Consider the following 25,207-nt stretch of genomic DNA (forward strand, 5'->3'; position numbering starts at 1 on the left):
TTTACCAGCTGTACATTCGTGTCGCCGTACGCGACCGATTCCGCCTTGCCCCCAGGAGCGCCCGCATGAAATTCCGCTTCCCCATCTTCATCATCGACGAGGACTACCGTTCCGAGAACGCGTCCGGCCTGGGCATCCGCGCCCTTTCCGCCGCGATCGAGGCCGAGGGCGTCGAGGTGATCGGGGTGACCAGTTATGGCGATCTGAGTTCCTTTGCCCAGCAGCAGAGCCGCGCCAGCGCCTTCATCCTGTCGATCGACGACGAGGAATTCGACGAGGACTCGCCCGAGGACGTGGCCAGCGCGATCAAGAACCTGCGCGCCTTCATCGGCGAGCTGCGCTTCCGCAACGCCGACATCCCCATCTACCTGTACGGCGAGACCCGCACCTCGGAGCACATTCCGAACGACATCCTGCGCGAGCTGCACGGCTTCATCCACATGTTCGAGGACACCCCCGAATTCGTGGCGCGCCACATCATCCGCGAAGCGCGCAGCTACGTCGACGGCCTGCCGCCGCCGTTCTTCCGCGAACTGGTCAAGTACGCGCAGGACGGCTCGTACTCGTGGCACTGCCCCGGCCACTCCGGCGGCGTGGCCTTCCTGAAAAGCCCGGTCGGCCAGATGTTCCACCAGTTCTTCGGCGAGAACATGCTGCGCGCCGACGTCTGCAACGCGGTCGACGAACTGGGCCAGCTGCTGGACCACACCGGTCCCGTGGCCGAATCCGAACTGAACGCGGCGCGCATCTTCCACGCCGACCACTGCTTCTTCGTGACCAACGGCACCTCCACCTCCAACAAGGTGGTGTGGCACGCCAACGTCGCCGCCGGCGACGTGGTGGTGGTGGACCGCAACTGCCACAAGTCCATCCTGCACGCCATCACGATGACGGGCGCGATCCCGGTGTTCCTGCGTCCCACGCGCAACCACCTGGGCATCATCGGCCCGATCCCGCTGGAAGAATTCCACCCGGACAACATCCGCAAGAAGATCGAGGCCAACCCCTTCGCGCGCGAGGCGGTGAACAAGAACCCGCGCATCCTGACGCTGACGCAGAGCACCTACGACGGCGTCATCTACAACGTCGAAATGATCAAGAAGCAGCTCGGCAGCTACGTCGACACGCTGCACTTCGACGAGGCCTGGCTGCCGCATGCGTCCTTCCACGAGTTCTACCAGGACATGCACGCCATCGGCCAGGACCGCCCGCGCAGCCAGGACGCGATGGTGTTCGCCACGCACTCCACGCACAAGCTGCTGGCCGGCATCTCGCAGGCCTCTCAGATCATCGTGCAGGAATCCGAGACCCGCAAGCTGGACCGCAACGTCTTCAACGAAGCCTACCTGATGCACACGTCCACCTCGCCGCAGTACGCGATCATCGCGTCCTGCGACGTGGCCGCGGCCATGATGGAGCCGCCGGGCGGCACCGCGCTGGTCGAGGAAAGCATCCGCGAGGCCATGGACTTCCGCCGCGCCATGCGCAAGGTGGAATCCGAGTTCGGCAAGAACGACTGGTGGTTCAAGGTCTGGGGCCCGAACCGCCTGGTGTCCGAAGGCATCGGCAACCGCGACGAATGGATCCTGGAGTCCAACGACCACTGGCACGGCTTCGGCGACCTGGCCGAAGGCTTCAACATGCTGGACCCGATCAAGGCCACGGTCATCACCCCGGGCCTGGACATGTCCGGCAGCTTCGGCGAAACCGGCATCCCGGCCGCCCTGGTTTCCAAGTACCTGACCGAGCACGGCGTGGTGGTCGAGAAGACCGGCCTGTATTCGTTCTTCATCCTGTTCACCATCGGCATCACCAAGGGCCGCTGGAACACGCTGCTGACCGCCCTGCAGCAGTTCAAGGACGACTACGACCGCAACCAGCCGCTGTGGCGCATCCTGCCGGAATTCTGCCGCGACCATCGCCGCTACGAGCGCATGGGCCTGCGCGACCTGTGCCAGCAGATCCACGAGGCCTACCGCGAGCGCGACGTGGCCCGCCTGACCACCGAGATGTACCTGAGCGACATGGTTCCGGCGCTCAAGCCCTCGGACGCGTTCGCCCGCATGGCGCACCGCGAGGTCGAGCGCGTCGAGATCGACAAGCTGGAAGGCCGCGTCACCGGCGTGCTGCTGACGCCGTACCCGCCGGGCATCCCGCTGCTGATCCCGGGCGAGCGCTTCAACCGCACCATCGTCCAGTACCTGCAGTTCGCGCGCGAGTTCAACGAACGCTTCCCCGGCTTCGAGACCTACATCCACGGCCTGGCCGACGAAGTGGGCGAGGACGGCGAGAAGCGCTACTACGTCGACTGCCTGAAGGAAGAGTGACGGGTCGCGCGTGTCGATGTTCGATGTAGCCGTGATCGGCGCCGGCGCCGCCGGCATGATGTGCGCAGCGGTGGCCGGCCAGCGCGGCCTGCGCGTGGTGCTGGTCGACCACGCGCAGCGCCTGGCCGAAAAAATCCGCATCTCCGGCGGCGGACGCTGCAACTTCACCAACATCGGCGCCGGGCCGGCCAACTTCCTGTCCGAGAACCCGCATTTCTGCCGCTCGGCCCTGGCGGGCTACACGCCGCAGGACTTCCTGGCGCTGCTCAAGCGCCACCGCATCGCCTGGCACGAGAAGCACCGCGGCCAGCTGTTCTGCGACGATTCCAGCGAATCCATCATCGACATGCTGCGCGCCGAATGCGACGCCGGCTCGGTGCAGTGGCGCATGAACTGTCCGGTGGCCGAGATCGGCCACGGCGAACAGGGCTACACGCTGCACACCGGCCAGGGAACGATTCGCGCGGCCAAGCTGGTGGTGGCCACCGGCGGCATGGCGATCCCGCAGCTGGGCGCCACCGACTTCGGCCTGAAGATCGCGCGCCAGTTCGGCCTGAAAGTGGTCGAGCCGCGGCCCGCCCTGGTGCCGCTGACCTTCGATGCCGCGCAATGGCAGCCGCTGTCGGAGCTGTCCGGCGTGGCGCTGGAAGTCGGCCTGCACACGGGGCAGGGCAAGGCGCGCGGCGAATTCCTGGAAGACCTGCTGTTCACCCATCGCGGCCTGTCGGGGCCGGCCATCCTGCAGATATCCAGTTTCTGGAAGCCGGGCGAACCCATCGTGGTGGACCTGGCGCCGGGCCGCGACCTGGCCGCGGAGCTGCTGGCCTCGAAGTCCGGCAACCGCCAGCAGCTGCACACCGTGCTGGGCGGGCTGTGGCCCAAGCGCCTGGCCGACCGCTGGCTGCACCTGGCCGAGCAGGCCGGCAAGCCCGGGCTGGCGGCGCTGCGCCTGGCCGACGCGCCCGACAAGACCCTGCGCGCGCTGGCCCAGGACATCCACCAATGGACGCTGGTGCCCAGCGGCACGGCCGGCTACAAGAAGGCCGAAGTCATGCGCGGCGGCGTGGACACGCGCGGCCTGGACCAGAAATCCATGCAGGCCAAGGCCGTGCCCGGCCTTTATTTCATCGGCGAAACCGTGGACGTCACGGGCTGGCTGGGCGGCTACAACTTCCAGTGGGCCTGGGCCTCGGGCGTGGCCTGCGGGCGCGCGCTGTAGGGCGGCGGCGCCGATAGCGCGCGGCTATGGCCGGGATGGAAATATCGGCGTTGCGACGTTAAATAAAAATAAATATCATTTGTATTTCAAGAATTGAGTTCGCCCGTCCTATTTTGGGCGCGCCACCCACGGAGATACACATGGCCTACACACTGCCCCCCTTGCCGTACGCCTACGACGCGCTGGAGCCGCACATCGACGCGATGACGATGGAGATCCACTACAGCAAGCATCACCAGACCTACGTCAACAGCCTGAACGCCGCGCTGGAAGGGGCGGGCATCGCCGCCGACGAGCCGGTCGAAGCGCTGGTGGCGCGCCTGGAGCAGCTGCCCGAGGCCGTGCGCGGCGCGGTGCGCAACCACGGCGGCGGCCACGCCAACCACAGCCTGTTCTGGGCCGTGATGTCGCCGGCCGGCGGCGGCGCGCCCGACGGCGCGCTGGCCGCCGCCATCGCGTCCGAGCTGGGCGGCATGGACGCGTTCCGCGAGGCATTCACCAAGGCCGCGCTGACCCGTTTCGGCAGCGGCTGGGCCTGGCTCTCGGTCACGCCCGAGGGCCGGCTGACGGTCGAGAGCAGCGCCAACCAGGACAGCCCGCTGATGCACGGCAATACGCCCATCCTGGGGCTGGACGTCTGGGAGCATGCCTATTACCTGAAGTACCAGAACCGCAGGCCGGAATACATCGCGGCCTTCTACAATGTCGTCAACTGGCCTGAAGTGGCGCGCCGCTACGCCGCGGCGCAGCGCTGAACGCGACTCTCTGAAGGAGGGCAGCGCCGTATGAATACCTTCAGCCGCCATCGTGTGCGGCCCGCCGCCACCAGCATCAGCGTCTGGACGCTGGCCGTGCTGGTTTCCTGCCTGGCCCTGCACCAGTTGTGGGCGTACCTGGACGTGCGCGCGCCGCACGTGGCCGACGCCTTGCTGGGCGGGCTGGTGGCGGCCGCCGCGACGGCGCTGGGCACCGTGCCCATCCTGTTCGCCCGCAGCATCCCGCAGAAACTGCAGGACAGCATGTTCGGCTTCGGCGCCGGCGTGATGCTGGCGGCCAGCGCCTTCTCGCTGGTGGCGCCCGGCATCGCCGCGGCGCGCGGGCTGGGCTACGGCCCCTGGGGGGCGGGGCTTACGGTGGCGGGCGCCGTGCTGCTGGGGGCCGCGGTGCTGCTGCTCATGGACCGCACGCTGCCGCACGAGCATTTCATCAAGGGACGCGAAGGCATCGAGGCGCACCGGTTGCGCCGCACCTGGCTGTTCGTGTTCGCCATCACGCTGCACAACCTGCCCGAGGGCCTGGCCATCGGCGTGGGCTACGCCGGCAACGATCCCTTGCGCGGCACCGCGCTGGCCACCGGCATCGCGATCCAGGACATCCCCGAGGGGCTGGTGGTGGCCGTGGCGCTGCTGGCCGCGGGCTATCCGCGGGCCTTCGCGGCGGCGCTGGGCATGCTGTCGGGCATGGTCGAGCCCCTGGGCGCGGTGCTGGGCGCGGCCGTGGTCGGCTGGTCGGCGCCGATGCTGCCCTGGGGCCTGGGCTTCGCCGCCGGCGCCATGCTGTTCGTCATCAGCCACGAGATCATCCCCGAGTCGCACCGCAAGGGGCACGAGGTCTACGCCACCTGCGGGCTGATGCTGGGCTTCGTGCTGATGATGCTGCTGGATACCGCGTTGGGCTAGCACGGGCCGCGGTTCCCATTCCCTGCCGATGGCTTTCGTTGTATGCTTTCGCCGCTGTCACGCATGTTGCGGGAGAGAGCGGCCTGTCCATCCGGCCGCCGCCGAAGGCGCAATTCGCCCGGAATCGCTCAGGTAACCCATACCGCCCATGCTTGCCCCGTCCCGGTTTATCACCGCGTGGACACGGCAAAACAGTACTCTGGAGAGACCTGGCGCCGCCCCTGAAACAAGGGACATGTCGAGCAGCCCAGGCGCCGAAGGTGCAAACCCGCCTAGCGGGGCAACTCTCAGGCAAAAGGACAGAGGGGCGGAAGATTCAGCCGTAGTGCAGGGCGCAGCCCGCCTGGCACCACCGGCATTCCGTAACCCTGGCAACCAAGCCGCCCCGGAGTTTCCGCGCATGTCCGCAACCCTCAAACGCACCCCGCTAGCCGAAGAACATGTCGCCGCCGGCGCCCGAATGGTCGATTTCGGCGGCTGGGACATGCCGCTGGCCTACGGCTCGCAACTGGAAGAGCACCACGCCGTGCGCCAGGACGCGGGCATGTTCGACGTCTCGCACATGCTGAACGTGGACATCGCCGGCCGGGACGCGTTCGCCTTCCTGCAGCGCCTGGTCGCCAACGACGTGGCCAAGCTGACCGTGCCCGGCAAGGCGCTGTACAGCTGCATGCTGAACCCGCAGGGCGGCGTGATCGACGATCTCATCATCTATTTCTTCGCCGCCGACGAATGGCGTGTGGTGGTCAACGCCGGCACCGCCGACAAGGACATCGCCTGGATGCAGCGCGTCAAGCAGGCCGGCGGTTTCGACGTGGCCATCACGGCCCGCCGCGACCTCGCCATGGTGGCCGTGCAGGGCCCCAACGCCCGCGCCAAGGTGTGGGCCGCGCGCCCGGCCTGGCAGGCCGCCACCGAGCCGCTGACCCCGTTCGTGGCCGCCGTGGTCGGCGACGACACGCTGGTGGCCCGCACCGGCTACACCGGCGAGGACGGCTTCGAAATCGTGCTGCCCGCCACCGAAGTGGTGCAGCTGTGGCGCGACCTGGCCGCCCAGGGCGTGCGTCCCTGCGGCCTGGGCGCGCGCGATACGCTGCGCCTGGAAGCCGGCATGAACCTCTACGGCCAGGACATGGACGAACTGATCCAGCCGAACCAGGCCGGCCTGACCTGGACGGTGTCGCTGAAGGACGCCGAGCGCCGCTTCATCGGCCGCGAGGCGCTGGAACAGTTCGCCACCCCGGCCGCCTTCCTCGGCCTGAAGCTGCAGGAACGCGGCGTCATGCGCGCGCACATGGCCGTGCGCACCAAGGACGGCATGGGCGAGCTGACCAGCGGCACCATGTCGCCCACGCTGGGCGTGTCCATCGGTTTCGCCCGCCTGCCGCAGAGCGTCAAGCCCGGCGACACGGTCGAGGTCGATATCCGCGGCAAATGGGTGCCCGCCCTGGCCTGCAAATTGCCCTTCGTGCGTAACGGCAAGGCCGTCGAACACTCGTAAACTCGAAGCTTCGCGCGGGACGCCATGGCCGCCCGCGCGAGGCGCGCAACACCATTCATCTACCCGTATTCCCAGGAGCTCCCATGAGTCTGCCCACCGATCGCAAGTACACCGAGTCCCATGAATGGGTCAAAGCCGAGGGCGACGTGTTCGTCGTCGGCATCACCGATACCGCCCAGGACCAGCTGGGCGACCTGGTTTTCGTCGGCGACGTGAAGGTCGGCGCCCAGCTGAAGGCCGGCGAGACCGCCGGCGTGGTCGAGTCGGTCAAGGCCGCCTCCGACATCTACGCGCCCGTGGCCGGCGAAATCGTCGCGTTCAACGAAGAACTCGAAAACAACCCCAACCTGATCAACGAATCCGCCTTCACCGCCTGGATCTTCAAGATCAAGCCGGTCAACGCCGCCGACGCCGACAAGCTGCTGGACGCCGCCGGCTACGAAGCCGTCGCCAACGGCTAAGCCGGTTCTTGCGCGGGCGGTCCGTCCGCCCGCGCAAGCCGCCATCGCGTCCGTCCCCGCCATCCCGAGATCTCCCCCCATGTCGCGCGCCCTAGACACCCATACCGACTTCATTCCCCGCCACATCGGCCCTTCCGACGCCGACCAGGCCGCCATGCTCGCCGTCATCGGCAGCCCCAGCCTGGACGCCCTGATCGACGAAGTCGTGCCGCCCAAGATCCGCAGCCAGGCCCCGCTGGCGCTGCCGCAGTCGCGCAGCGAAACCGACGTGCTGGCCGAGCTCAAGCAGATCGCCGGCCGCAACCAGGTCTACCGCAGCTACATCGGCCAGGGGTACTACGGCACCCACACGCCCAACGTGGTGCTGCGCAACATCCTCGAGAATCCCGCCTGGTACACGGCCTACACGCCGTACCAGCCCGAAATCTCGCAGGGCCGCCTCGAAGCCCTGCTGAACTACCAGACCATGGTCGCCGACCTGACCGGGCTGGACATCTCCAACGCCTCGCTGCTGGACGAAGGCACGGCCGCGGCCGAAGCCATGACCCTGGCGCGCCGCAGCGCCAAGTCCAAGAGCCAGGTGTTCTTCGTCTCGCGCCATGTGCACCCCCAGACCCTCGAAGTCGTGCGCACGCGCGCCGAGGGCCTGGACATCGAACTGGCCGTGGGCGACGAGGCCGAAGGCCTGCCCGAGTGCTTCGGCGTGCTGCTGCAGTACCCGCACAGCACCGGCTCGGTGGCCGACTACCGCAAACTGGCCGAGGCCGCGCACGCGCAGGGCGCGATCGTGGCCGTGGCCACCGACCTGCTGGCGCTGGCCCTGCTGGCCGCGCCGGGCGAGTGGGGCGCGGACATCGCCATCGGTTCGGCCCAGCGCTTCGGCGTGCCGTTCGGTTTCGGCGGCCCGCATGCCGGCTTCATGGCCTGCAAGGACGCCTTCAAGCGCAACATGGCCGGCCGCCTGGTCGGCGTGTCCAAGGACGCGCAGGGCAACCCGGCGATGCGCCTGGCGCTGCAGACGCGCGAACAGCACATCCGCCGCGAGAAAGCCACTTCCAACATCTGCACCGCGCAGGTGCTGCTGGCCGTGATGGCCGGCATGTACGCCGTCTGGCACGGCCCGGCCGGCATCCGCCGCATCGCCGAGCGCGTGCAGCGCAGCACCGCCATCCTGCGCGCCGAGCTCGTCAAGCTGGGCGTGAAGGTCGCCAACGACACCTTCTTCGACACGCTGCTGCTCGAAACCGGCGCGGCCACGCCCGCCATCGTGACGGCGGCCGACTGCGCCCGCATCAACCTGCGCCGCGTCGACGGCGCGCGCCTGGCCGTGTCGCTGGATGAAACCGTGACCGCCGCCGACCTGCAGGCGCTGGTCAACGTCTTCGCCGCCGGCCTGCAGCGCGACGACGTCGAACTCGACCTCGACGCGCTGGACGCGGCCGCCGCCGGCGGCATTCCGGCCGGCCTGGCGCGCGAAAGCGCGATCCTGGCGCATCCGGTGTTCTCCAGCGTGCAGTCCGAGACCGACATGCTGCGCTATCTGCGCAAGCTGGCCGACAAGGACCTGGCCCTGGACCGCACCATGATCCCGCTGGGTTCGTGCACCATGAAGCTCAACGCCACGGCCGAGATGATCCCCATCACCTGGCCCGAATTCGCGCTGATCCATCCGTTCGCGCCCGCCGAGCAGAGCAAGGGTTACGTCGACCTGATCGACCGCCTGTCGGCCGCGCTGTGCGAAATCACCGGCTACGACAACATCAGCCTGCAGCCGAACTCCGGCGCGCAGGGCGAATACGCCGGCCTGCTGGCGATCCGCGGCTACCACCAGGCCAACGGCCAGCACCAGCGCAACATCTGCCTGATCCCGGCCTCGGCGCACGGCACCAACCCCGCCTCGGCCCAGTTGGCCGGCATGGACGTGGTGGTGGTGGCCTCGGACGCCAACGGCAACGTGGACCTGGCCGACCTGCGCGCCAAGATCGCCCAGGTGGGCGACAAGCTGGCCGCGCTGATGATCACCTATCCGTCGACCCACGGCGTGTTCGAGGAAGCCGTCACCGAAATCTGCGACCTGGTGCACCAGGCCGGCGGCCAGGTCTACCTGGACGGCGCCAACATGAACGCCATGGTCGGCGTGGCCAAGCCGGGCAAGTTCGGTTCCGACGTGTCGCACCTGAACCTGCACAAGACCTTCTGCATCCCGCACGGCGGCGGCGGCCCGGGCGTGGGTCCGGTGGCGGTGCGCGCGCACCTGGCGCCGTACCTGCCGGGCGTGGTCAACGAGCAGGGCAAGCTGTCGAGCGACGCCAAGGTCGGCCCGGTCTCGGCCGCGCCCTTCGGCTCGGCCGGCATCCTGCCCATCCCCTACGTGTACATCGCGCTGATGGGCGCCGACGGCCTGCGCCGCGCCACCGAAGTGGCCATCCTGAACGCCAACTACATCGCCACGCGCCTGCGCGACCACTACCCGGTACTGTACGCGGGCCGCGACGGCCGCGTCGCGCACGAGTGCATCCTGGACGTGCGTCCGCTCAAGGAAACCAGCGGCATCAGCGCCGAGGACATCGCCAAGCGCCTGATGGACTACGGCTTCCATGCGCCGACCATGAGCTTCCCGGTCGCCGGCACGCTGATGGTCGAGCCGACCGAATCGGAAGGCCGCGCCGAGCTGGACCGCTTCATCGACGCCATGATCTCGATCCGCGAGGAAATCGCCCAGATCGAGCGCGGCGAACGCGACCGCGAGGACAACGTCCTGAAGAACGCGCCGCACACCGCGCAGATGCTGCTGGCCGAAGAATGGCTGCACGACTACCCGCGCCAGCAGGCCGCCTATCCGGTGGCGTCGCTGCGCGAGGCGAAGTACTGGCCGCCGGTGGCGCGCGTGGACAACGCCTACGGCGACCGTAATCTGGTGTGCGCCTGCTTGCCGGTCGAGGCCTACGCCGCCTGATGGGTTTCGCGCGCTTGATGTTCGGATTCTTGTTCAAGGCATCGCGCGCTACACCCATCCTACAAGCGTAGGATGGGTGTAGCGCGCCACGACCCCGGCAAAAACCCGAACCCCCAACGCGCGCAACCCATCTGTCACGAAAAAAAATCCCCCATCGCAAAACGATGGGGGATTTTTCATCTCCGATACACCGGGCTAGCGCGCCGGCGTCGCCTCGATGGTGGCGGAGAAATCCTCCACGATGCTGAAGTAGGTGTTCAGCATGATCTGCAGGTTCTCCTTGCCGATGCCGCCTTCGGCGTTCATGTCCATCTGCAGCACGGCCTGGTTCTTGTCGTCCAGGTAGGCGCGGGTCCAGCGGTATTGCTGGTTCCAGGCGTTGATGGCCTTGAGCGAGACCGGCTTCTTGCTGCGGAAGGTCGCGGTGGCGACCAGGTCCTGGCACTGTTCGGTGAAGTCGTTGCACAGAAGCTGCATGCGCAGGTCGCTGGCGCCCGTCTGGGCCGGGTCGATGATCAGCACCGGGCCTTCTTCGCCGTCTTCCTTGCGGGTCGAGTACGCCATGTCGGTCAGCATGGCGTTGACGGTGTCGAGGTCGAAGTCCTGCATCAGCTCGGCCGGGCTGGCCGTCGCGGCGGGCTCCAGCTCGCCGCCCAGCGTCGGGTCTTCCGGCTCGCCTTCCTCGTCCATGCCATTCATGCCGGCGGCGCCCAGCAGGCCGGCGAACAGTTCCTCGGCCGGGATCTTGGTGCCGTTGAGGTCGCCCATGCCGTCGGCGAAGGTGAACTTGCCGATGATGTTGTCGCCGTCGTTCTTGCCGACGTTGAGCATTTCGGCCATGCCGGACACCGAGCGCATCTGCTCGTCGGCCTGGCCGCCGGCGGCGACTTCGTCCAGCCCCTCCTGCTTGATGGCGTACTGCACCATCAGGTCGCGCACCATGGGCTTGGAGATGACCAGCGTGGCGTCGATCTTCTTGATGGCCTGGACCGCGATTTCCTGCGGCGTCAGGTTCTTCACGTCCTTCGGGTTGGCCAGGTCCAGCGCGAAGGTCAGCTTGCTTTCGCCCTTGGCGGTCTTCCAGCTGATCGGGTCGATGCTGAAGGAGGGGTTGCCGCTGAGCAGCTTGCCGGCGTTGTCCAGCAGCACGTCGAACTGCTCGTCCTGCAGGCCCTCGTCGCTGGCGCCCATCATGACCTGGCGCAGGATCTGGTTATAGGTGTCCGACAGCTGCTTGACGGCCGGGCCGTCCAGCTTGGCCAGCCGGATGACGGCCTGGCCATTGCCCAGCGCCACGTCGTTGAGCACGATGTCGCCGGTCTGGTAGGTGGCCTCGGCGCTCAGGGTCTTGTCGTCCTCGGCCAGCTTGACGCCGTAGCCCAGGTTGTCGAGCGAGACCTTGACGTCTTCGTCGGGCCTGGCGATGTCGAGGCGCTTGACCTTGAGGCTGGAGTCGCCGATGGACAGGCCGAACTTGCCCATGCGGCTGTCGATGTCCATGGTCAGGCCGGCGACCGTCATCTTGGTCGGATCGTCGGACTTCTCGCCGTCGACCGACAGCTTTTCCATCAGCGCATGGGCGGTGACGGCCTGCAGCTTGCGGTCGAAGGTGCCGTTGATGGTCATGCCGCTGAACTCGGCCTTGGTGCCTTCGTGCTCGACCTGCACCGGCGCGATCCGGGCGCTGGAGGTAGCCTGGCCGCCGAAGCTGATGATGGCGTCGCCGGCCACCGGCGTCACGTTCTTGGTCAGCTCGAACAGTTCCTTGAGGTTGTCCGTCTTGGCCACTTCGGTGCGCACGAAGGCCAGCTTGGGCGCGATCGCGCCCTGCGCCACGGCGCTCTTGGGGAAGGGGCCGTGCTCGATGGCGGTGTCGAATTCGACCATGCCTTCGGGCATGTCGGAATCCTTGTCGCTCTTGACGAAGGACAGGCCGTAGCGCGCCTGGGTCGAGAACAGGCCGCGCTCGTACTTCAGTTGGTCGATGCGCAGGCCGAACAGCGGCGTGATCTTGGCCAGCTTTTCATTGGCCTCGGCCAGATGACGCTGCGAGCTTTCTTCGATGCGCTTGCCGGTGTACCACGTGGCGCCTACCCAGCTTCCCGCTCCCACTATGACCACGCCGAGGGTGATCGCTACGCTCTTTTTCATCGTTCTGCTTATATCGTTGATTATCTAGTTGTATTCATCGGCCTGTCAGGCCCGCGGCGAGTATACCGAGGCGGCAGGGCGGCCGAGCGCGCGTGCAGTTACAGAAGATTTCAAAATGAAAGCCGGCGCTGGGCGCCGGCCTTTCAAGCGCGAGCTTGGGGGGCTACAGCGGGTCCAGCGGATAGATCGGACGGCGCACGTTCTTGAATTCGAGTTCGCCGTAATCCGAGGTCGTGACGCCCACGCCGGTGCATTCGATGACGGCCGTGGCCATGTCGGAGAAGCCCGCGCGCCAGTGCACGCGGCTCTTGAGCACCACGTAGCGCTTTTGCAGCGGGTCGATGCCGGCCGACAGCAGGCAGTTGACGTCGAAGGGTTCCTGGTGGCGCGACACCACCACGATCTCGACGCGGCCGGTGTCGATCACCACGGTCAGGCCGGTGTCGTTGCGCACGCCGCGGTACATGGGGCCGCGGTTCAGATAGACGCCGTCGAACACCAGCTTGACCCGGCCGGTGACCGCCAGCGGTTCGCTGGGCTGCTTGATGGCGGGCATGGCCATCTTGCCGCCCAGTTGCAGCGTGACGTTGCTGCCGACGCCGGCGGCGGCCGCCTGCTGCGCGGCCTGCGGATCGCAGATCGCGTAGAAGACGACGTTGTCCAGCTCCTGGCGCAGCACTTCGGCCAGCACCGCGGTGGTGTCCATGGTGCCGCCCGAGCCGGTGTTGTCGTAATGGTCCAGCAGCACCACCGGGCCTTGTTCGATGGCCTTGGCGCGGGCGATGGTGGGCGCCAGCGGCTCGGGATGGAACACCCAGTCGGCGCGCCCGGCCCAGGCGCGTTCGAGCAGCTCGTCGCGGTGGCGTTCGGCTTCGTCCAGCTTGCCGTCGGTACAGACCACGGCGCTCAGGCCGGCCTGCGCGATGTCGGCGTGCGGAAAGCCGACGAAGACCGAGGCGGCCAGCACGCCGGCGGCTTCCAGCTCCTTGCAGCGCGCCTGCAGCGGCTGGTTGGGCGCGGCATGGGTGCCCTGGCGCATGATGTGCGGCAGCATGGGCTTGTTGGCCCAGGCCATGACGGGCTTGATCTCGCCTTTCAGGGTGCGCGCGATCACGTCGGCGGCGCGCACGCCGGCCTCGCGGATGTCCACGTGCGGATAGGTATGGAAGCCGCTGACGACCGTGGCGTTGCGCACGATGTCGTCATAGATGTTGGCATGCATGTCCAGCGTGACGCCCACCGGCGTGACCGGATCGATCTCGCGCAGCCGGCGCAGCAGGTCGCCCTCGGCGTCCTCCACGCCCTGCGCGACCATGGCACCGTGCAGGTCCAGCAGGATCGCGTCGAAACCGCCGCGCGCCACTTCGTCCAGCACCAGCCGGCACAGCTGCTCGTGCGTCTGCGCGCTGGCCGGGCCGCTGGGCCAGGATTCCGCCGCCACCGGCACCACGATTTCGGCGCCTTCGCGGCGCGCCACTTCGATATAGCCGCCCAGGCCGCTGTCGGTGTTCTCGTAGGCCTTGATGGCGCGCTCGCCGGCCAGGATTTCGGGATTGCCGCGGAAGAAGCGTTCAAGCGGGGTGGGCACGGGCGAGAACGTGTTCGTCTCGTGCTTGATCATTGCCAAAAGCCAGCGCATGAGGATTCCTGTCGGGTTGGGGGGAAAGAATCAGGCCGCGGGCGGCTGCGGCCAGGGGTGCTGCGCCGGGCGCATCCGTTCCCAGGCGCGCGCCATGCGCAGCACGCCCAGGTCGTCGAAGCGCGGGCCGGCGATCTGCAGGCCGATGGGCAGGCCGGCCCGGGTGTAGCCGCAATTGACCGAGGCCGCGGGCTGTTCGCTCATGTTGTAGGGCAGGGTGAAGCCGATGTGGTGCATGGTGGTGGCGACCTCGTTGGTGGGCGAGGGCCATTCGGCGTTGTAGGCCACCACCGGCGCCACGGGCGAGATCACGTAGTCGTACGGCGCGCAGGCCGCGACCGTGCGCGCGCGCACGTTGAGGGTCTCGTAGTAGCTGCGGAACACGGCTTCGCCGGACTGGCCGCCGCCGCTTTCGGCCCAGGCGCGGATGAAAGGCAGGATGCGGGCGCGGCGTTCCTCGGGCAGCGCCGCCAGGTCCAGCGCCGAACGGGTGCGCCAGAAGCGGTCCACGCCGTCCAGCATGTCGGGGGTCATCCAGGGCTGCATGGGCGTGACGATGGCGCCGGCGGCCTCGAAGGCGCGCGCCGCGGCCTGCACCGCGTCGAGGATCTCGGGGTCCACCGGCAGGCCGCAGCCCGCATCCAGCAGCAGGCCGATGCGCAGGCCGCGCAGGTCGCGCTCCAGGTCGAGCCAGTCGAAGGCCTGGTAGGGCAGGCTCATGTGGTCGCGCGCATCGGGCTGCGACAGCACGCCCATCATGAGCGCGGCGTCGGCGACCGTGCGGGTCATGGGGCCGGCGCAGCGGCCCATGAACGGCGGGTCGATGGGAATGCGGCCCAGGCTGGGCTTGAGCGTGGCGACGCCGCACCACGCCGCCGGCAGCCGCACCGAGCCGCCGATGTCGGTGCCGACGTGCAGCGGGCCGTAGCCGGCCGCCGCCGCCGCGCCCGCGCCGGCGCTGGAGCCGCCCGGGTTCTTGGACAGGTCCCAGGGGTTGCGCGTCAGTTCGTGGAAGCTGGACAGCCCCGAGGACAGCATGCCGTAGTCGGGCATGGTGGTCTTGCCCAGCAGCACGGCGCCGGCCTCGCGCATGCGCGCGGCCGGCGGCGCGTCGGCGGCCGCCGGCGTCAGGTCGGTGGCCGCCGTGCCCAGCGGCACCGGCACGCCGCGGGTGGCGATGTTTTCCTTGATCGTGGACGGCACGCCGTCCAGCGAGTAGCCGCCGGCCGACAGCGGCTGACCCTTCATCCAGCGGGCTTCGGACGCGCGCGCCGCCTCCAGCGCGGCGTCGGGGTCCAGCGCATAGGTGGCTTTCAGGCGCGGCTCCCAGCGCCCGATGTGCTCGAGCACGGAGCGCGTGGCCTCGACGGGCGACAGGGTCTTGTCGCGATAGGCCTGGATAAGCTCGACGGCGGACAGTTCATGCGGTTGCGGCATTTCGGTTCCTGTAGCGTATCAATGCGTCATGGCGCGGGCGCCATGCCGGCCGACAGCGGCCGGAAATTGCGGAAGTCCCAGTCTCGTCCGGGCGCCGCGTCGATCAGGGCGCGGGTGTATTCGTGGCGCGGTTCGGTCAGCACGGTTTCGGCCGTGCCGGTCTCCACCACCTTGCCGCGCTGCATCACCATGATGGTGTCGCAGATCTGCGCGGCCACGCGCAGGTCGTGGGTGATGAACAGCACGCCCACGCCGGTGCGCTGGCGCACCTGCTCCAGCAGCTCCAGCACCTGGGCCTGCACCGACACGTCCAGCGCCGACACGGCCTCGTCGGCCACCAGGATTTCCGGGTCCATGACCAGCGCGCGCGCGATGCAGATGCGCTGGCGCTGCCCGCCCGAGAACTGGTGCGGATAGCGCCGCATCGCGTCCGGGCTCAGGCCCACCACGGCCAGGGTCTCGCCGGCGCGCTTGAGGGCCTGTTCGCGCGGCACGCCGAAATTGAGCAGGCCCTCGATGATGGACTCGCCGATGGTGCGGCGCGGGTTGAGCGAACGGTAGGGGTCCTGGAACACGATCTGGATGCGGCGGCGCACCGGTCGCAGCGCCGCGCCCGACAGGGTGCTGAGGTCTTCGCCGCCCATCATCATGTGGCCGGCGCTGGGCTCGATCAGGCGCACGATGCAGCGCGCCACCGTGGACTTGCCCGAGCCGGATTCGCCCACGATGCCCAGGATCTCGCCCTTGCGCAGCGTCAGGTTGACGTCGGCGGCGGCGACGATGTCGCGCGCGGACTTGCGCGACAGCAGCGCGCGCTTGCCGCCGTAGGTGCGGCCCAGGCCCTTGACGTGCAGCACCGGCATGCCGGAGGGGGCCTCGCGGCGCGCCGGCACCAGGCTGGGCACCGACGACACCAGGCGCCGCGTGTAGGACTGCTTGGGCTCGGCCAGGATCTCGTGGCGCGTGCCGCTTTCGACCAGGTCGCCGCGGTTCATCACGACGATGCGGTCGGAGATTTCGGCCACCACGCCGAAGTCGTGGGTGATGAACAGCACGGCCGTGCGGTGCTTGACCTGCAGCTCCTTGATGAGCGCCAGGATCTGCTTCTGGGTGGTGACGTCCAGCGCGGTGGTGGGCTCGTCGGCGATCAGCAGCTTGGGCTCCAGGATCAGCGCCATGGCGATGACGATGCGCTGGCGCTGGCCGCCCGACAGCTGGTGCGGATAGGAGTCGTAGATGCGCTCCACGTCCGGCAGGTGCACCGACTGGAACATCTCCAGCACCTTGGCGCGGCGCTCGGCGGCCGACATGTTCTTGCGGTGCAGACGCAGCACCTCGTCGACCTGCTTGCCGACCGTGTGCACCGGGTTGAGCGCGGTCATGGGTTCCTGGAACACCATGGCCATGCGGGTGGCGCGCATTTCGCGCAGGCGGCGCTGGGTGGCGCCGACCACGTCTTCGCCCTCGACCCGGATCGAGCCGGCGCTGACGGCCAGCACGCCCGGCGGCAGCAGGCCCATGACGGCCAGCGACGTGACCGATTTGCCGGAGCCGGATTCGCCGACGACGCACACCGTTTCGCCGGCGTGCACGTCCAGGCTGAGGTTGCGCACCACGCGGTTGCCGGCGCCGGCGACTTCCACCGACAGGTTGCGGATGGCCAGCACGGCGGACGAGGTGTCGCCCGCGGGGGGAGTGGGGGTATAGGTCATCGGCATCAGATCCTGCGCACCATTTTCGGGTCCAGCGCGTCGCGCAAGGCGTCTCCCAGGATGTTCACGCTGAGCACGGTCAGCGACAGGAACAGCCCGGGAAACAGAATCAGCCCGGGCAGCATGCGGAAATACATGCGGCCTTCGGACATGATGTTGCCCCACGAGGCGATCTCCGGCGGGATGCCCGCGCCCAGGAAGCTGAGGATGGCCTCGGTCAGCATCGCGGAGGCGAAGACGTAGGTGCCCTGCACGGTCAGCGGCGCGATGGTGCTGGGCACCATGTGGCGCCACAGCAGCAGCGGCAGCGGCGTGCCCAGGGCCAGCGCGGCCTCGACGTAGGGCTCGCCGCGCACCGTCAGGATCTGGCCGCGCACCAGCCGCACCACGCGCGGGATTTCCGGGATGGTGATGGCCACCAGCACGGTGGCCAGGCTGGCGCCCGTGACCGACACCAGGGCGATCGCCAGCAGGATGCCGGGGATGGCCATGATGGCGTCCATGGTGCGCATGATGATCCCGTCGAGCGAGCGGAACCAGCCGGCGATCACGCCGATGACCAGCCCGATCGCGACGCTGACCACCGCCGCGCCCAGGCCCGCGATGAGCGAGACGCGCGCGCCGTAGGCCACGCGCGACCAGACGTCGCGGCCGAAGGCGTCGGTGCCGAACAGGTAGTCGGTGAAGGGCTGCTTCAGGCGCGCGCCCGGATTGATCAGCGTGGGATCGACCGTGCCCAGCAGCGGGGCGAACAGCGCGATGACGACGATGGCGGCCAGCACCGCCAGCGCCAGCATGACGGGCCAGCTTCTGAGGCCCTGGCGGATCTGCCGCCAGGCCGTGGTCTGAGGATTGCCGCCGCCGGGCAGGTCGGCGACGTCGGTTGGCGTTTGCATGGTTCGGACCCCTACCTAGTATCTGATGCGCGGGTCGAACACCGTGTAGGCGCAATCGACAACCAGATTGATGAACACGTAGACGAACGCGAAGAACAGCGTCAGGCCCTGGATGACCGGATAGTCGCGCGCGAGCACGGCCTCCACCACCAGCCGGCCCAGGCCGGGGATGTTGAACACCGATTCGGTCACGACCACGCCGCTGATCAGCAGCGCGATGCCCAGGCCCACCACCGTGGCGATGGGCACGGCCGCGTTGCGCAGCGCGTGTCCCAGCAGCACGCCGGTCTCGCCCAGGCCCTTGGAGCGGGCCGTGCGGATGAAGTCCTCGCCCATCACTTCGATCACGCTGGTGCGCGTGATGCGCGCGATCAGCGCCACGTAGACCGTGGATAGCGCCAGCGACGGCAGGATCAGCCGGTGCAGGTACGGCCAGAAGCCCTTGGCCAGCGGCGTATAGCCCTGCACGTTGAACCAGCCCAGCTTGATGGCGAACAGCCAGATCAGCACGTAGCCGGTGACGAACACCGGCACGGAAAAGCCCAGCACCGAGAAGCCCATCACCGCGCGGTCCAGCAGCCGGCCCTGGCGCCAGGCCGCGAGTATGCCCAGCGGAATGGCGACGATCAGCGTGAAGACCAGGGTCAGCACCGCCAGGCTGAGCGAAGGCTCCAGGCGCTGGCCGATGAGCTTGGTGACCGGCACGCCGGACATGAGCGAGGTGCCCAGGTCGCCCTGCAGCAGCCTGCCGCCCCAGAGAAAGAACTGTTTTGCGACCGGCTGGTCCAGGCCCATCGTCTGCCGTATCTGCTCGATACGTTCAGGCGTGGCGCCGTCGCCGGCCATGATGATGGCCGGGTCCCCCGGGCTGAAGCGCAATATCGCGAAGACCACCACCGCGACCATCACCAGAACGGGGATGGTCGCGAGGAGCCGGCGCGAGACGAATGCCAGCATGTAATACCCCTTCAACAACGCTGCCCGTCAAGGGGCTTTCTTGACGTTCCAGAACGCGAACACCGGCGCGTGCACCAGGCCCGAGAGCTTGGCCGAATACACCGTGGGCACGGACATCTGGCCCAGCGGCACGTACAGGCCCTCGTCGATGCCGATGCGCTGCACTTCGTCGGCGATCTTCTTCTGCTCGGCCGGATCGGAGGTCAGCGCCATCTTGGTGCGCAGTTCCTCGATCTTGGGGAAGTCGGGCCAGCCGAACCAGGCGTTGTCGCCGTTGGCGGCGGCCGGGGCCGAGCGCACCGGGTCCATCACGTCGGTGGCGTACCAGTTGGTGTTGTGGATGTTCCAGCCGCCTTCGGCGGGCGCGGCCTTGGAGGCGCGGCGCGTGGCCACGCTCTGCCAGTCCATCGCCGCCAGGTTGACGTTGAAGCCGGCCTTGCGCAGGGCCTGGGCCATCACCACGGGCTGGGCCGACAGCGTGCCCACGTCGGTGGCGTGCATCAGCAGCACCGGCGTGTTGTCGTAGCCCGCTTCCTTCAGCAGGGCCTTGGCCTTCTCGATGTTGGACGGCACCACCATGTCCTTGCCGATGTCGCTTTCCAGCGGCGTGCCGCAGCCCCACAGCGAAGCGCAGGTCTTCCAGTACTTGGGATTGCCCACCAGCGCCTTCATCACGTCTTCCTGGCCGATGGCGTACATGGCGGCCTGGCGGATCTTCTTGTTGTTGAACGGCGGGTACTTGAAGTTGAAGCGGTACATCGTGAAGTAGCCGACCGGGCTGAGGGATTCTTCCTTCAGGTCGGGGTTGCCTTCGATCATCGGCAGCAGGTCGTAGGGGAACTGCTCGACGAAATCGATTTCACCGCCCAGCAGCGCGTTGGCGGTGGTCAGGGCGTCGGGCATGACGTCCCATTCGACCTTGTCGACGTTGACCACCTTGCCGCCGGCCAGGCCGCTGGCGGGTTCCTTGCGCGGCACGTAGTCGGTGTTCTTGGCGTAGACGGTCTTCACGCCCGGCTTGAACTCGACGACCTTGAACGGACCCGAGCCGGTCATGTCGGTGATGGGCTGGCCGATGGCCAGGTCGGCGATGCGCTTGGGCATCATGAAGGGCGCGGTGCCGGTGGGCTTGGACAGGGCGCGCAGCGCCAGGTCGGTGGGCTCCTTCATGACGATGCGGAAGGTCTTGTCGTCGACCACCTCGATCTTGTCGGTGAACTTCATCAGCGTGCGGCCCATGCCGTCGCCGGCGGCCCAGCGCTTGATCGAGGCCACGCAGTCCTCGGAGGTCACGGGCTTGCCGTCATGCCATTTCTGGCCGTCGCGCAGCGTCATGGTGTAGGTCTTGCCGTCGGGCGAGACCTCCCATTTTTCGAGCATCTGGGGCTGGATCTTGTTGTCGGCGTCGGTCGCCAGCAGGGTGTCGTAGATCATGTAGCCATGCCACGTCGTGATGTACGCGGTGGTGGCGTGCGGATCGGTCAGGCGCAGCGGCGAGTGCATTACCGTTTTGATCACGGTCTCGGCATAGGCGCCGTGAGCCGCCATGAGGGTTGCGCCGGCCAGCGCGGCGGCTCGGACGAACTTCAGCATGAATCTTCCCCTTGATGCGTCAATGAGCGGCGCTCTCGCGCCGCTGCGTCGTTGATCCGCCCCGCGAGAGGCGGCGTGCGAGGTTCAGGCGGTAGCGGGCCGGCCCGCGAAGACCGGTCCGCAAGGCGCCATTCTGATGCCCGGACGCAACCGTGTCCACGGTTGTTTCGCGGCGTCCATCAGCATGGAGCCGGGCGCTGCGCACACCAGTATCGTCTGCGCGATGGAAGTGAAATCCGCGCGGAAGTGCGCGGAGCTCTTGACCACCAGGATCGCCGCACGCCGCGGTTCCACGCCCGCGAAACGGAACATTTCCTGGTCCGCCATCTGCACCTTGTTGGAGGCGACGACGATGCGTACGCCGCCGATGCGCAGACAGGCGCTGGGGCCCAGGTCCATGTGGAATCCGCGGTAGAACGCGCCGTGCGTATCGAAGCGCCCATCCGAAGTTTTCTCGACTATGAATTCGGTGTCCAGCGGTTCGTCCTCGGGTATTCCCGAGTGTCCACCCAATGCAATCCGGATCTTCTTCCCGACGCCCGCGCGGTGCGCGGCCAGCGCGGCGGCCGGATCGACGATCAGGCCGATGGCGGCGTCGCGCGCGTCGTGCCGGATCAGCGCGCGCAGCAGCCCGGTGGTGTCCGAGCTGCCGCCGGCGCCGGGGTTGTCCTGCGCGTCGGCGATGACCACCGGTTTGGAGGCCTCGCGCGCGATGCGCATGGCTTCCTGCACGGCTTCGTCCGGCGTGTAGAGGCGCCCGCCGAAATCGCGTTCCGCGTTGAGCACGGCGCGCGTCATCTCGTCGGCCGCGGCGTCGGCCTCGGCTTGGGTCTGGCCATAGGCCCACACCGTGGGCGCGCATTCGGGAAAGTCGGCCGCCGGAAAGCCGGTGGCGAACGAAAGGCTGAGCGCGCCGCGCGCCTCGATCTCGCCCACCAGCTGGTACAGGCTGCGCGAGGGCTCGATGTCGGTCGATTGCCAGCACAGCGAAATCAGGTAGGGCAGCGAGCGCAGCGCCGCGCAGGGCCGCGGCTCGCCGGCCAGGCGGCGCGCCAGCAACTGCGCGGCGCGCTGCCCGGTCTCGGCCATGTCGACGTGGGGATAAGTGCGATAGCACACCAGCGCGTCCGCGTGGCGCACCATGGCGCGCGTCACGTTGGCGTGCAGGTCCAGGCTGGCCACCACCGGCACGTCCGGTCCCACCAGCTCGCGCACGCGCCTGAGCAGCTCGCCTTCGCCGTCGTCCAGGTGCTCGGTGACCATCGCGCCGTGCAGGTCCAGATAGACCCCGTCCAGCGGCCCCGCCTGCGACAGCCCCTGCAGGATCATGGCGCTGATGCGCTCGAACGCATCCTTGGTGACCGGCCCCGACGGACTGGCCGCCGCCCAGGTCGTCGGCACCAGCACATGCCCGCCCATCGCCTCGATGAACCCGGCCACCGGTATGTTGGCCCCCGCCACCGCCTGGAACATCGCCGCCCCGCTGACCAGCTTCGGCCAGCCGCCGCCCTTCTCGGCAAAGTCCTCCCACGCCGCGCGCGAAGGCGCGAACGTATTCGTCTCATGCTGAAAACCGCCGATCCCGATACGCATCAAAATCCCCCAGTCTCCAAACGCAGGAAGGCGCGGGAATCACCCGCGCCTCACCTCAGCACTACACAAAAACCACCCCGCCGCAAACCACCAGGCCCTCCCCAAGCCGGGTCGCGCGGATCCGGCTCCGCCGGTCCGCAGCGACGCCCCCCCGGAGGGGAAGCGCGTAAGCGCTTCGGGGGGGGACCATCACTTGGCTACAGGCATCGTGAATTCAGCGCCCTTGGAAATACTGTCCGGCCAGCGCTGCATCACGCTCTTGTAGCGCGTATAGAAGCGGATGCCTTCCTCGCCGTAGGCGTGGTGGTCGCCGAACAGCGAGCGCTTCCAGCCGCCGAAGGAATGCCAGGCCATGGGCACCGGGATCGGCACGTTGATGCCGACCATGCCGACCTTGATCTGGCGGGCGAAGGCGCGCGCCACGCCGCCGTCGGACGTGAAGCAGGCCACGCCGTTGCCGAACTCGTGGGCGTTGATCAGGTCCACCGCGGTGGCGAAGTCCGGCACGCGCACGATGCACAGCACCGGCCCGAAGATCTCTTCGCGGTAGATGTTCATGGCGGGCTTGACGTTGTCGAACAGCGTGCCGCCCAGGAAAAAGCCCTTCTCGTTGCCGGCCACCTTCAGGTCGCGGCCGTCGACCACCAGGTCGGCGCCGGCGGCGATGCCGTCCTCGATATAGCCCAGCACCTTGCCGCGGTGCTGCGCCGTCACCAGCGGGCCCATTTCGGCGTCGGCCTGCATGCCGTCCTTGACCACCAGCGCCTTGACGCGCGGCGTCAGGCGTTCGACCAGCTCGTCGGCCACGTCGCCCACGGCCACCGCCACCGAGATGGCCATGCAGCGTTCGCCGGCCGAGCCGTAGGCCGCGCCCATCAGCGCGTCGGTGACCTGGTCGAGGTCGGCGTCGGGCATGACCACGAGGTGGTTCTTGGCCCCGCCCAGCGCCTGCACGCGCTTGCCGCGGCGCGTGCCTTCGGCGTAGATGTATTCGGCGATGGGCGTGGAGCCGACGAAGGACAGGGCCTCGACGTCGGGGTGCGCGATGAGCGCGTCCACCGCCTGCTTGTCGCCCTGCACCACGTTGAACACGCCGGGAGGCAGGCCGGCCTCGGTCAGCAGTTCGGCCAGGCGCAGCGAGGCCGACGGGTCGCGTTCGGAAGGCTTGAGCACGAAGGTGTTGCCGCAGGCGATGGCCACCGGGAACATCCAGCACGGCACCATCATGGGAAAGTTGAACGGCGTGATGCCGGCCACCACGCCGAGCGACTGGCGCATGCTCCAGTTGTCGATGCCGCCGCCGATCTGGTCGGTGTACTGGCCCTTGAGCAGCTGCGGAATGCCGCAGGCGAACTCCACGATCTCGATGCCGCGGGTGACTTCGCCCTTGGCGTCGGAGAACACCTTGCCGTGCTCGCGCGTGATGAGTTCGGCCAGTTCGTCCTGGTGCTGGTCGAGCAGCGCCTTGAAATTGAACAGGATGCGGGCGCGCTTGAGCGCCGGGGTTTCGGACCAGGCCGGGAAGGCCGCGCGGGCGGCGGCCACGGCCAGCGCCACGTCCTCGTTGGAGGCCAGCGGGATGGAAGAAGTGACCTCGCCGGTGGCGGGGTTGAAGCCGTCGGCGTAGCGGCTGCTGCTGCCGTCGTAACGCTGGCCGTTGATGAAATGGGGAATCGTCTTCATGGGTGCAAAGCTCAAGGCGGGAAACGGATGAAAAGCGGGGCGGCCGTCCGCCCCGCGCGGCTTAGGCCACTTCCTTCAGGACCTTGCCGATCTGCTCGAAGATCTGGCCGATCTGGGCCTCGTCGATGATCAGCGGGGGCGAGACGGCGATGATGTCGCCGGTGTAGCGCACCATCAGGCCGCTGTCGAAGCAGCGCTGGAACACTTCGGCGGCGCGGGCGCCCGGGGCGCCGTCGCGCGGCGCCAGCTCGACGCCGGCCACCAGGCCCAGGTTGCGCACGTCGATCACGTGGGGCGCGCCCTTGAGCGAATGCGCGGCCTCCTGGAAGGCGCCGGACAGCTTGCGGGCGCGGGCGAACAGGTCCTCGCGGCGGTACACGTCCAGGGTGGCCAGGATGGCGGCGGCGGCCAGCGGGTGCGCCGAATACGTATAGCCGTGGAAGAACTCGATGCCGCCGGCCGGGCCGTTGACGATGGCGTCATGCACCTCGCGCTTGACGGCGACGGCGCCGGCGGGCACCGAGGCGTTGCTCACGCCCTTGGCCATGGCGATGAGGTCGGGTTTCACGCCGAAGTACTCGGAGGCGGTGGCCGCGCCCAGGCGGCCGTAGGCGGTGATGACCTCGTCGAAAATCAGCAGGATGCCGTGCTTGGCGGTGATTTCGCGCAGCTTTTCCAGGTAGCCCTTGGGCGGGATCAGCACGCCGGTCGAGCCTGCCATGGGTTCGACGATCACGGCGGCGATGGTGGAGGCGTCGTGCAGCGCGATGATGCGCTCCAGCTCGTCGGCCAGGTGGGCGCCCCAGGCGGGCTGGCCCTGGGAGTAGGCGTTCTGCTCCAGGTTGTGGGTGTGGGGCAGGTGGTCCACGGCCGGCAGCAGCGCGCCGGAGAAGGTCTTGCGGTTGGCCGAGATGCCGCCGACCGAGATGCCGCCGAAGCCCACGCCGTGGTAGCCGCGCTCGCGGCCGATCAAACGGGTGCGCTGGCCGTCGCCGCGGGCGCGGTGGTAGGCCAGCGCGATCTTCAGGCAGGTGTCGACCGATTCCGAGCCCGAGTTGGTGAAGAACACGCGGTCCAGGCCCTCGGGCATCAGGCCGGCGACGGCGGTGGCGGCTTCGAAGGCCAGCGGGTGGCCGAGCTGGAAGCCCGGCGCGTAGTCCATCGTGGCCGCCTGGCTGGCGATGGCCGCGACGATTTCCTCGCGGCCGTGGCCGGCGTTCACGCACCACAGGCCGGCGGTGCCGTCCAGCACCTGGCGCCCGTCGGCCGAGGTGTAGTACATGCCCTTGGCCTTGGCCAGCAGGCGCGGCTGCGCCTTGAACTGTTTGTTGGCGGTGAAGGGCATCCAGAGATGGGACAGGTCGGGCAGGGCGGGGGCGTTCATGGCGGCTCCTGAAATAGGT

The 25,207-nt window shown here is 68.3% G+C and carries 17 protein-coding genes and 2 riboswitches; of the genes, 7 read left to right on the forward strand and 10 right to left on the reverse strand.

Annotation, left to right across the window (positions count from 1 at the left end; translation table 11 throughout):
- Nucleotides 1-65 precede the first annotated feature (65 nt).
- From AC1IQ6_RS03770 to gcvP, 7 genes are all read left to right on the forward strand, one after another.
- Nucleotides 66-2,327, forward strand: a complete 2,262-nt coding sequence (locus tag AC1IQ6_RS03770) for an arginine/lysine/ornithine decarboxylase (protein ID WP_102774037.1) — start codon at nucleotides 66-68, stop codon at nucleotides 2,325-2,327.
- A gap of 16 nt (nucleotides 2,328-2,343) precedes the next feature.
- A complete protein-coding gene (locus AC1IQ6_RS03775) occupies nucleotides 2,344-3,546 on the forward strand; it encodes a BaiN/RdsA family NAD(P)/FAD-dependent oxidoreductase (protein ID WP_111825862.1) in 1,203 nt (400 codons plus the stop codon).
- Between the two features lie 140 nt (nucleotides 3,547-3,686).
- Nucleotides 3,687-4,301: a superoxide dismutase gene (locus AC1IQ6_RS03780; RefSeq protein WP_111825861.1), complete on the forward strand. Its 615-nt coding sequence runs from the start codon at nucleotides 3,687-3,689 to the stop codon at nucleotides 4,299-4,301.
- Between the two features lie 30 nt (nucleotides 4,302-4,331).
- Nucleotides 4,332-5,225: a ZIP family metal transporter gene (locus AC1IQ6_RS03785; RefSeq protein WP_102774034.1), complete on the forward strand. Its 894-nt coding sequence runs from the start codon at nucleotides 4,332-4,334 to the stop codon at nucleotides 5,223-5,225.
- A gap of 59 nt (nucleotides 5,226-5,284) precedes the next feature.
- Nucleotides 5,285-5,380: riboswitch (glycine riboswitch) on the forward strand.
- Nucleotides 5,381-5,414: 34 nt separating this feature from the next.
- Nucleotides 5,415-5,538, forward strand: a riboswitch (glycine riboswitch).
- A gap of 87 nt (nucleotides 5,539-5,625) precedes the next feature.
- Nucleotides 5,626-6,726: a glycine cleavage system aminomethyltransferase GcvT gene (gene gcvT / locus AC1IQ6_RS03790; protein WP_485865872.1), complete on the forward strand. Its 1,101-nt coding sequence runs from the start codon at nucleotides 5,626-5,628 to the stop codon at nucleotides 6,724-6,726.
- Nucleotides 6,727-6,809: 83 nt separating this feature from the next.
- Entirely contained in the window at nucleotides 6,810-7,187 is a 378-nt protein-coding gene (gene gcvH, locus AC1IQ6_RS03795) for a glycine cleavage system protein GcvH (protein ID WP_102774032.1), read from the forward strand.
- 79 nt (nucleotides 7,188-7,266) lie between these two features.
- A complete protein-coding gene (gene gcvP, locus AC1IQ6_RS03800; protein ID WP_485865873.1) occupies nucleotides 7,267-10,143 on the forward strand; it encodes an aminomethyl-transferring glycine dehydrogenase in 2,877 nt (958 codons plus the stop codon).
- 195 nt (nucleotides 10,144-10,338) lie between these two features.
- Here the strand turns inward: gcvP and AC1IQ6_RS03805 are convergent, their stop codons facing one another.
- The 10 genes from AC1IQ6_RS03805 to aptA all read right to left on the reverse strand — a co-directional run bounded on the left by AC1IQ6_RS03805 (nucleotide 10,339) and on the right by aptA (nucleotide 25,188).
- Nucleotides 10,339-12,294: a DUF945 family protein gene (locus AC1IQ6_RS03805; RefSeq protein ID WP_485865874.1), complete on the reverse strand. Its 1,956-nt coding sequence runs from the start codon at nucleotides 12,292-12,294 to the stop codon at nucleotides 10,339-10,341.
- 163 nt (nucleotides 12,295-12,457) lie between these two features.
- Nucleotides 12,458-13,933, reverse strand: a complete 1,476-nt coding sequence (locus AC1IQ6_RS03810) for a M81 family metallopeptidase (protein ID WP_102774029.1) — start codon at nucleotides 13,931-13,933, stop codon at nucleotides 12,458-12,460.
- 30 nt (nucleotides 13,934-13,963) lie between these two features.
- Complete coding sequence (locus AC1IQ6_RS03815; protein ID WP_485865875.1) at nucleotides 13,964-15,370, reverse strand: amidase; 1,407 nt, start codon at nucleotides 15,368-15,370, stop codon at nucleotides 13,964-13,966.
- 26 nt (nucleotides 15,371-15,396) lie between these two features.
- The gene (locus tag AC1IQ6_RS03820; protein ID WP_102774027.1) at nucleotides 15,397-17,082 is read right to left on the reverse strand and encodes an ABC transporter ATP-binding protein; all 1,686 of its coding nucleotides are present in this window, start codon (nucleotides 17,080-17,082) and stop codon (nucleotides 15,397-15,399) included.
- A 5-nt stretch (nucleotides 17,083-17,087) separates the two neighbouring features.
- Complete coding sequence (locus tag AC1IQ6_RS03825) at nucleotides 17,088-17,978, reverse strand: ABC transporter permease (RefSeq protein WP_102774026.1); 891 nt, start codon at nucleotides 17,976-17,978, stop codon at nucleotides 17,088-17,090.
- A gap of 15 nt (nucleotides 17,979-17,993) precedes the next feature.
- Nucleotides 17,994-18,935, reverse strand: a complete 942-nt coding sequence (locus AC1IQ6_RS03830) for an ABC transporter permease (protein ID WP_102774025.1) — start codon at nucleotides 18,933-18,935, stop codon at nucleotides 17,994-17,996.
- A gap of 27 nt (nucleotides 18,936-18,962) precedes the next feature.
- On the reverse strand, nucleotides 18,963-20,528 hold the full coding sequence (locus tag AC1IQ6_RS03835) for an ABC transporter substrate-binding protein (protein ID WP_102774024.1): 1,566 nt from the start codon (nucleotides 20,526-20,528) through the stop codon (nucleotides 18,963-18,965).
- A gap of 84 nt (nucleotides 20,529-20,612) precedes the next feature.
- Entirely contained in the window at nucleotides 20,613-22,121 is a 1,509-nt protein-coding gene (locus AC1IQ6_RS03840; RefSeq protein ID WP_102774023.1) for a M81 family metallopeptidase, read from the reverse strand.
- 189 nt (nucleotides 22,122-22,310) lie between these two features.
- Complete coding sequence (locus tag AC1IQ6_RS03845) at nucleotides 22,311-23,804, reverse strand: CoA-acylating methylmalonate-semialdehyde dehydrogenase (RefSeq protein ID WP_102774022.1); 1,494 nt, start codon at nucleotides 23,802-23,804, stop codon at nucleotides 22,311-22,313.
- A gap of 61 nt (nucleotides 23,805-23,865) precedes the next feature.
- A complete protein-coding gene (gene aptA / locus AC1IQ6_RS03850; RefSeq protein WP_168202184.1) occupies nucleotides 23,866-25,188 on the reverse strand; it encodes an omega-aminotransferase AptA in 1,323 nt (440 codons plus the stop codon).
- Nucleotides 25,189-25,207: the final 19 nt, after the last annotated feature.

The organism is Achromobacter sp. MUI-25009338 (assembly GCF_057359325.1).

Coding starts and splice junctions, on each gene's coding strand:
- AC1IQ6_RS03770 (WP_102774037.1), top strand. CDS start 66: ATGAAATTCCGCTTCCCCATCTTCATCATCGACGAGGACTACCGTTCC.
- AC1IQ6_RS03775 (WP_111825862.1), top strand. CDS start 2,344: ATGTTCGATGTAGCCGTGATCGGCGCCGGCGCCGCCGGCATGATGTGC.
- AC1IQ6_RS03780 (WP_111825861.1), top strand. CDS start 3,687: ATGGCCTACACACTGCCCCCCTTGCCGTACGCCTACGACGCGCTGGAG.
- AC1IQ6_RS03785 (WP_102774034.1), top strand. CDS start 4,332: ATGAATACCTTCAGCCGCCATCGTGTGCGGCCCGCCGCCACCAGCATC.
- gcvT (WP_485865872.1), top strand. CDS start 5,626: ATGTCCGCAACCCTCAAACGCACCCCGCTAGCCGAAGAACATGTCGCC.
- gcvH (WP_102774032.1), top strand. CDS start 6,810: ATGAGTCTGCCCACCGATCGCAAGTACACCGAGTCCCATGAATGGGTC.
- gcvP (WP_485865873.1), top strand. CDS start 7,267: ATGTCGCGCGCCCTAGACACCCATACCGACTTCATTCCCCGCCACATC.
- AC1IQ6_RS03805 (WP_485865874.1), bottom strand. CDS start 12,294: ATGAAAAAGAGCGTAGCGATCACCCTCGGCGTGGTCATAGTGGGAGCG.
- AC1IQ6_RS03810 (WP_102774029.1), bottom strand. CDS start 13,933: ATGCGCTGGCTTTTGGCAATGATCAAGCACGAGACGAACACGTTCTCG.
- AC1IQ6_RS03815 (WP_485865875.1), bottom strand. CDS start 15,370: ATGCCGCAACCGCATGAACTGTCCGCCGTCGAGCTTATCCAGGCCTAT.
- AC1IQ6_RS03820 (WP_102774027.1), bottom strand. CDS start 17,082: ATGACCTATACCCCCACTCCCCCCGCGGGCGACACCTCGTCCGCCGTG.
- AC1IQ6_RS03825 (WP_102774026.1), bottom strand. CDS start 17,978: ATGCAAACGCCAACCGACGTCGCCGACCTGCCCGGCGGCGGCAATCCT.
- AC1IQ6_RS03830 (WP_102774025.1), bottom strand. CDS start 18,935: ATGCTGGCATTCGTCTCGCGCCGGCTCCTCGCGACCATCCCCGTTCTG.
- AC1IQ6_RS03835 (WP_102774024.1), bottom strand. CDS start 20,528: ATGCTGAAGTTCGTCCGAGCCGCCGCGCTGGCCGGCGCAACCCTCATG.
- AC1IQ6_RS03840 (WP_102774023.1), bottom strand. CDS start 22,121: ATGCGTATCGGGATCGGCGGTTTTCAGCATGAGACGAATACGTTCGCG.
- AC1IQ6_RS03845 (WP_102774022.1), bottom strand. CDS start 23,804: ATGAAGACGATTCCCCATTTCATCAACGGCCAGCGTTACGACGGCAGC.
- aptA (WP_168202184.1), bottom strand. CDS start 25,188: ATGAACGCCCCCGCCCTGCCCGACCTGTCCCATCTCTGGATGCCCTTC.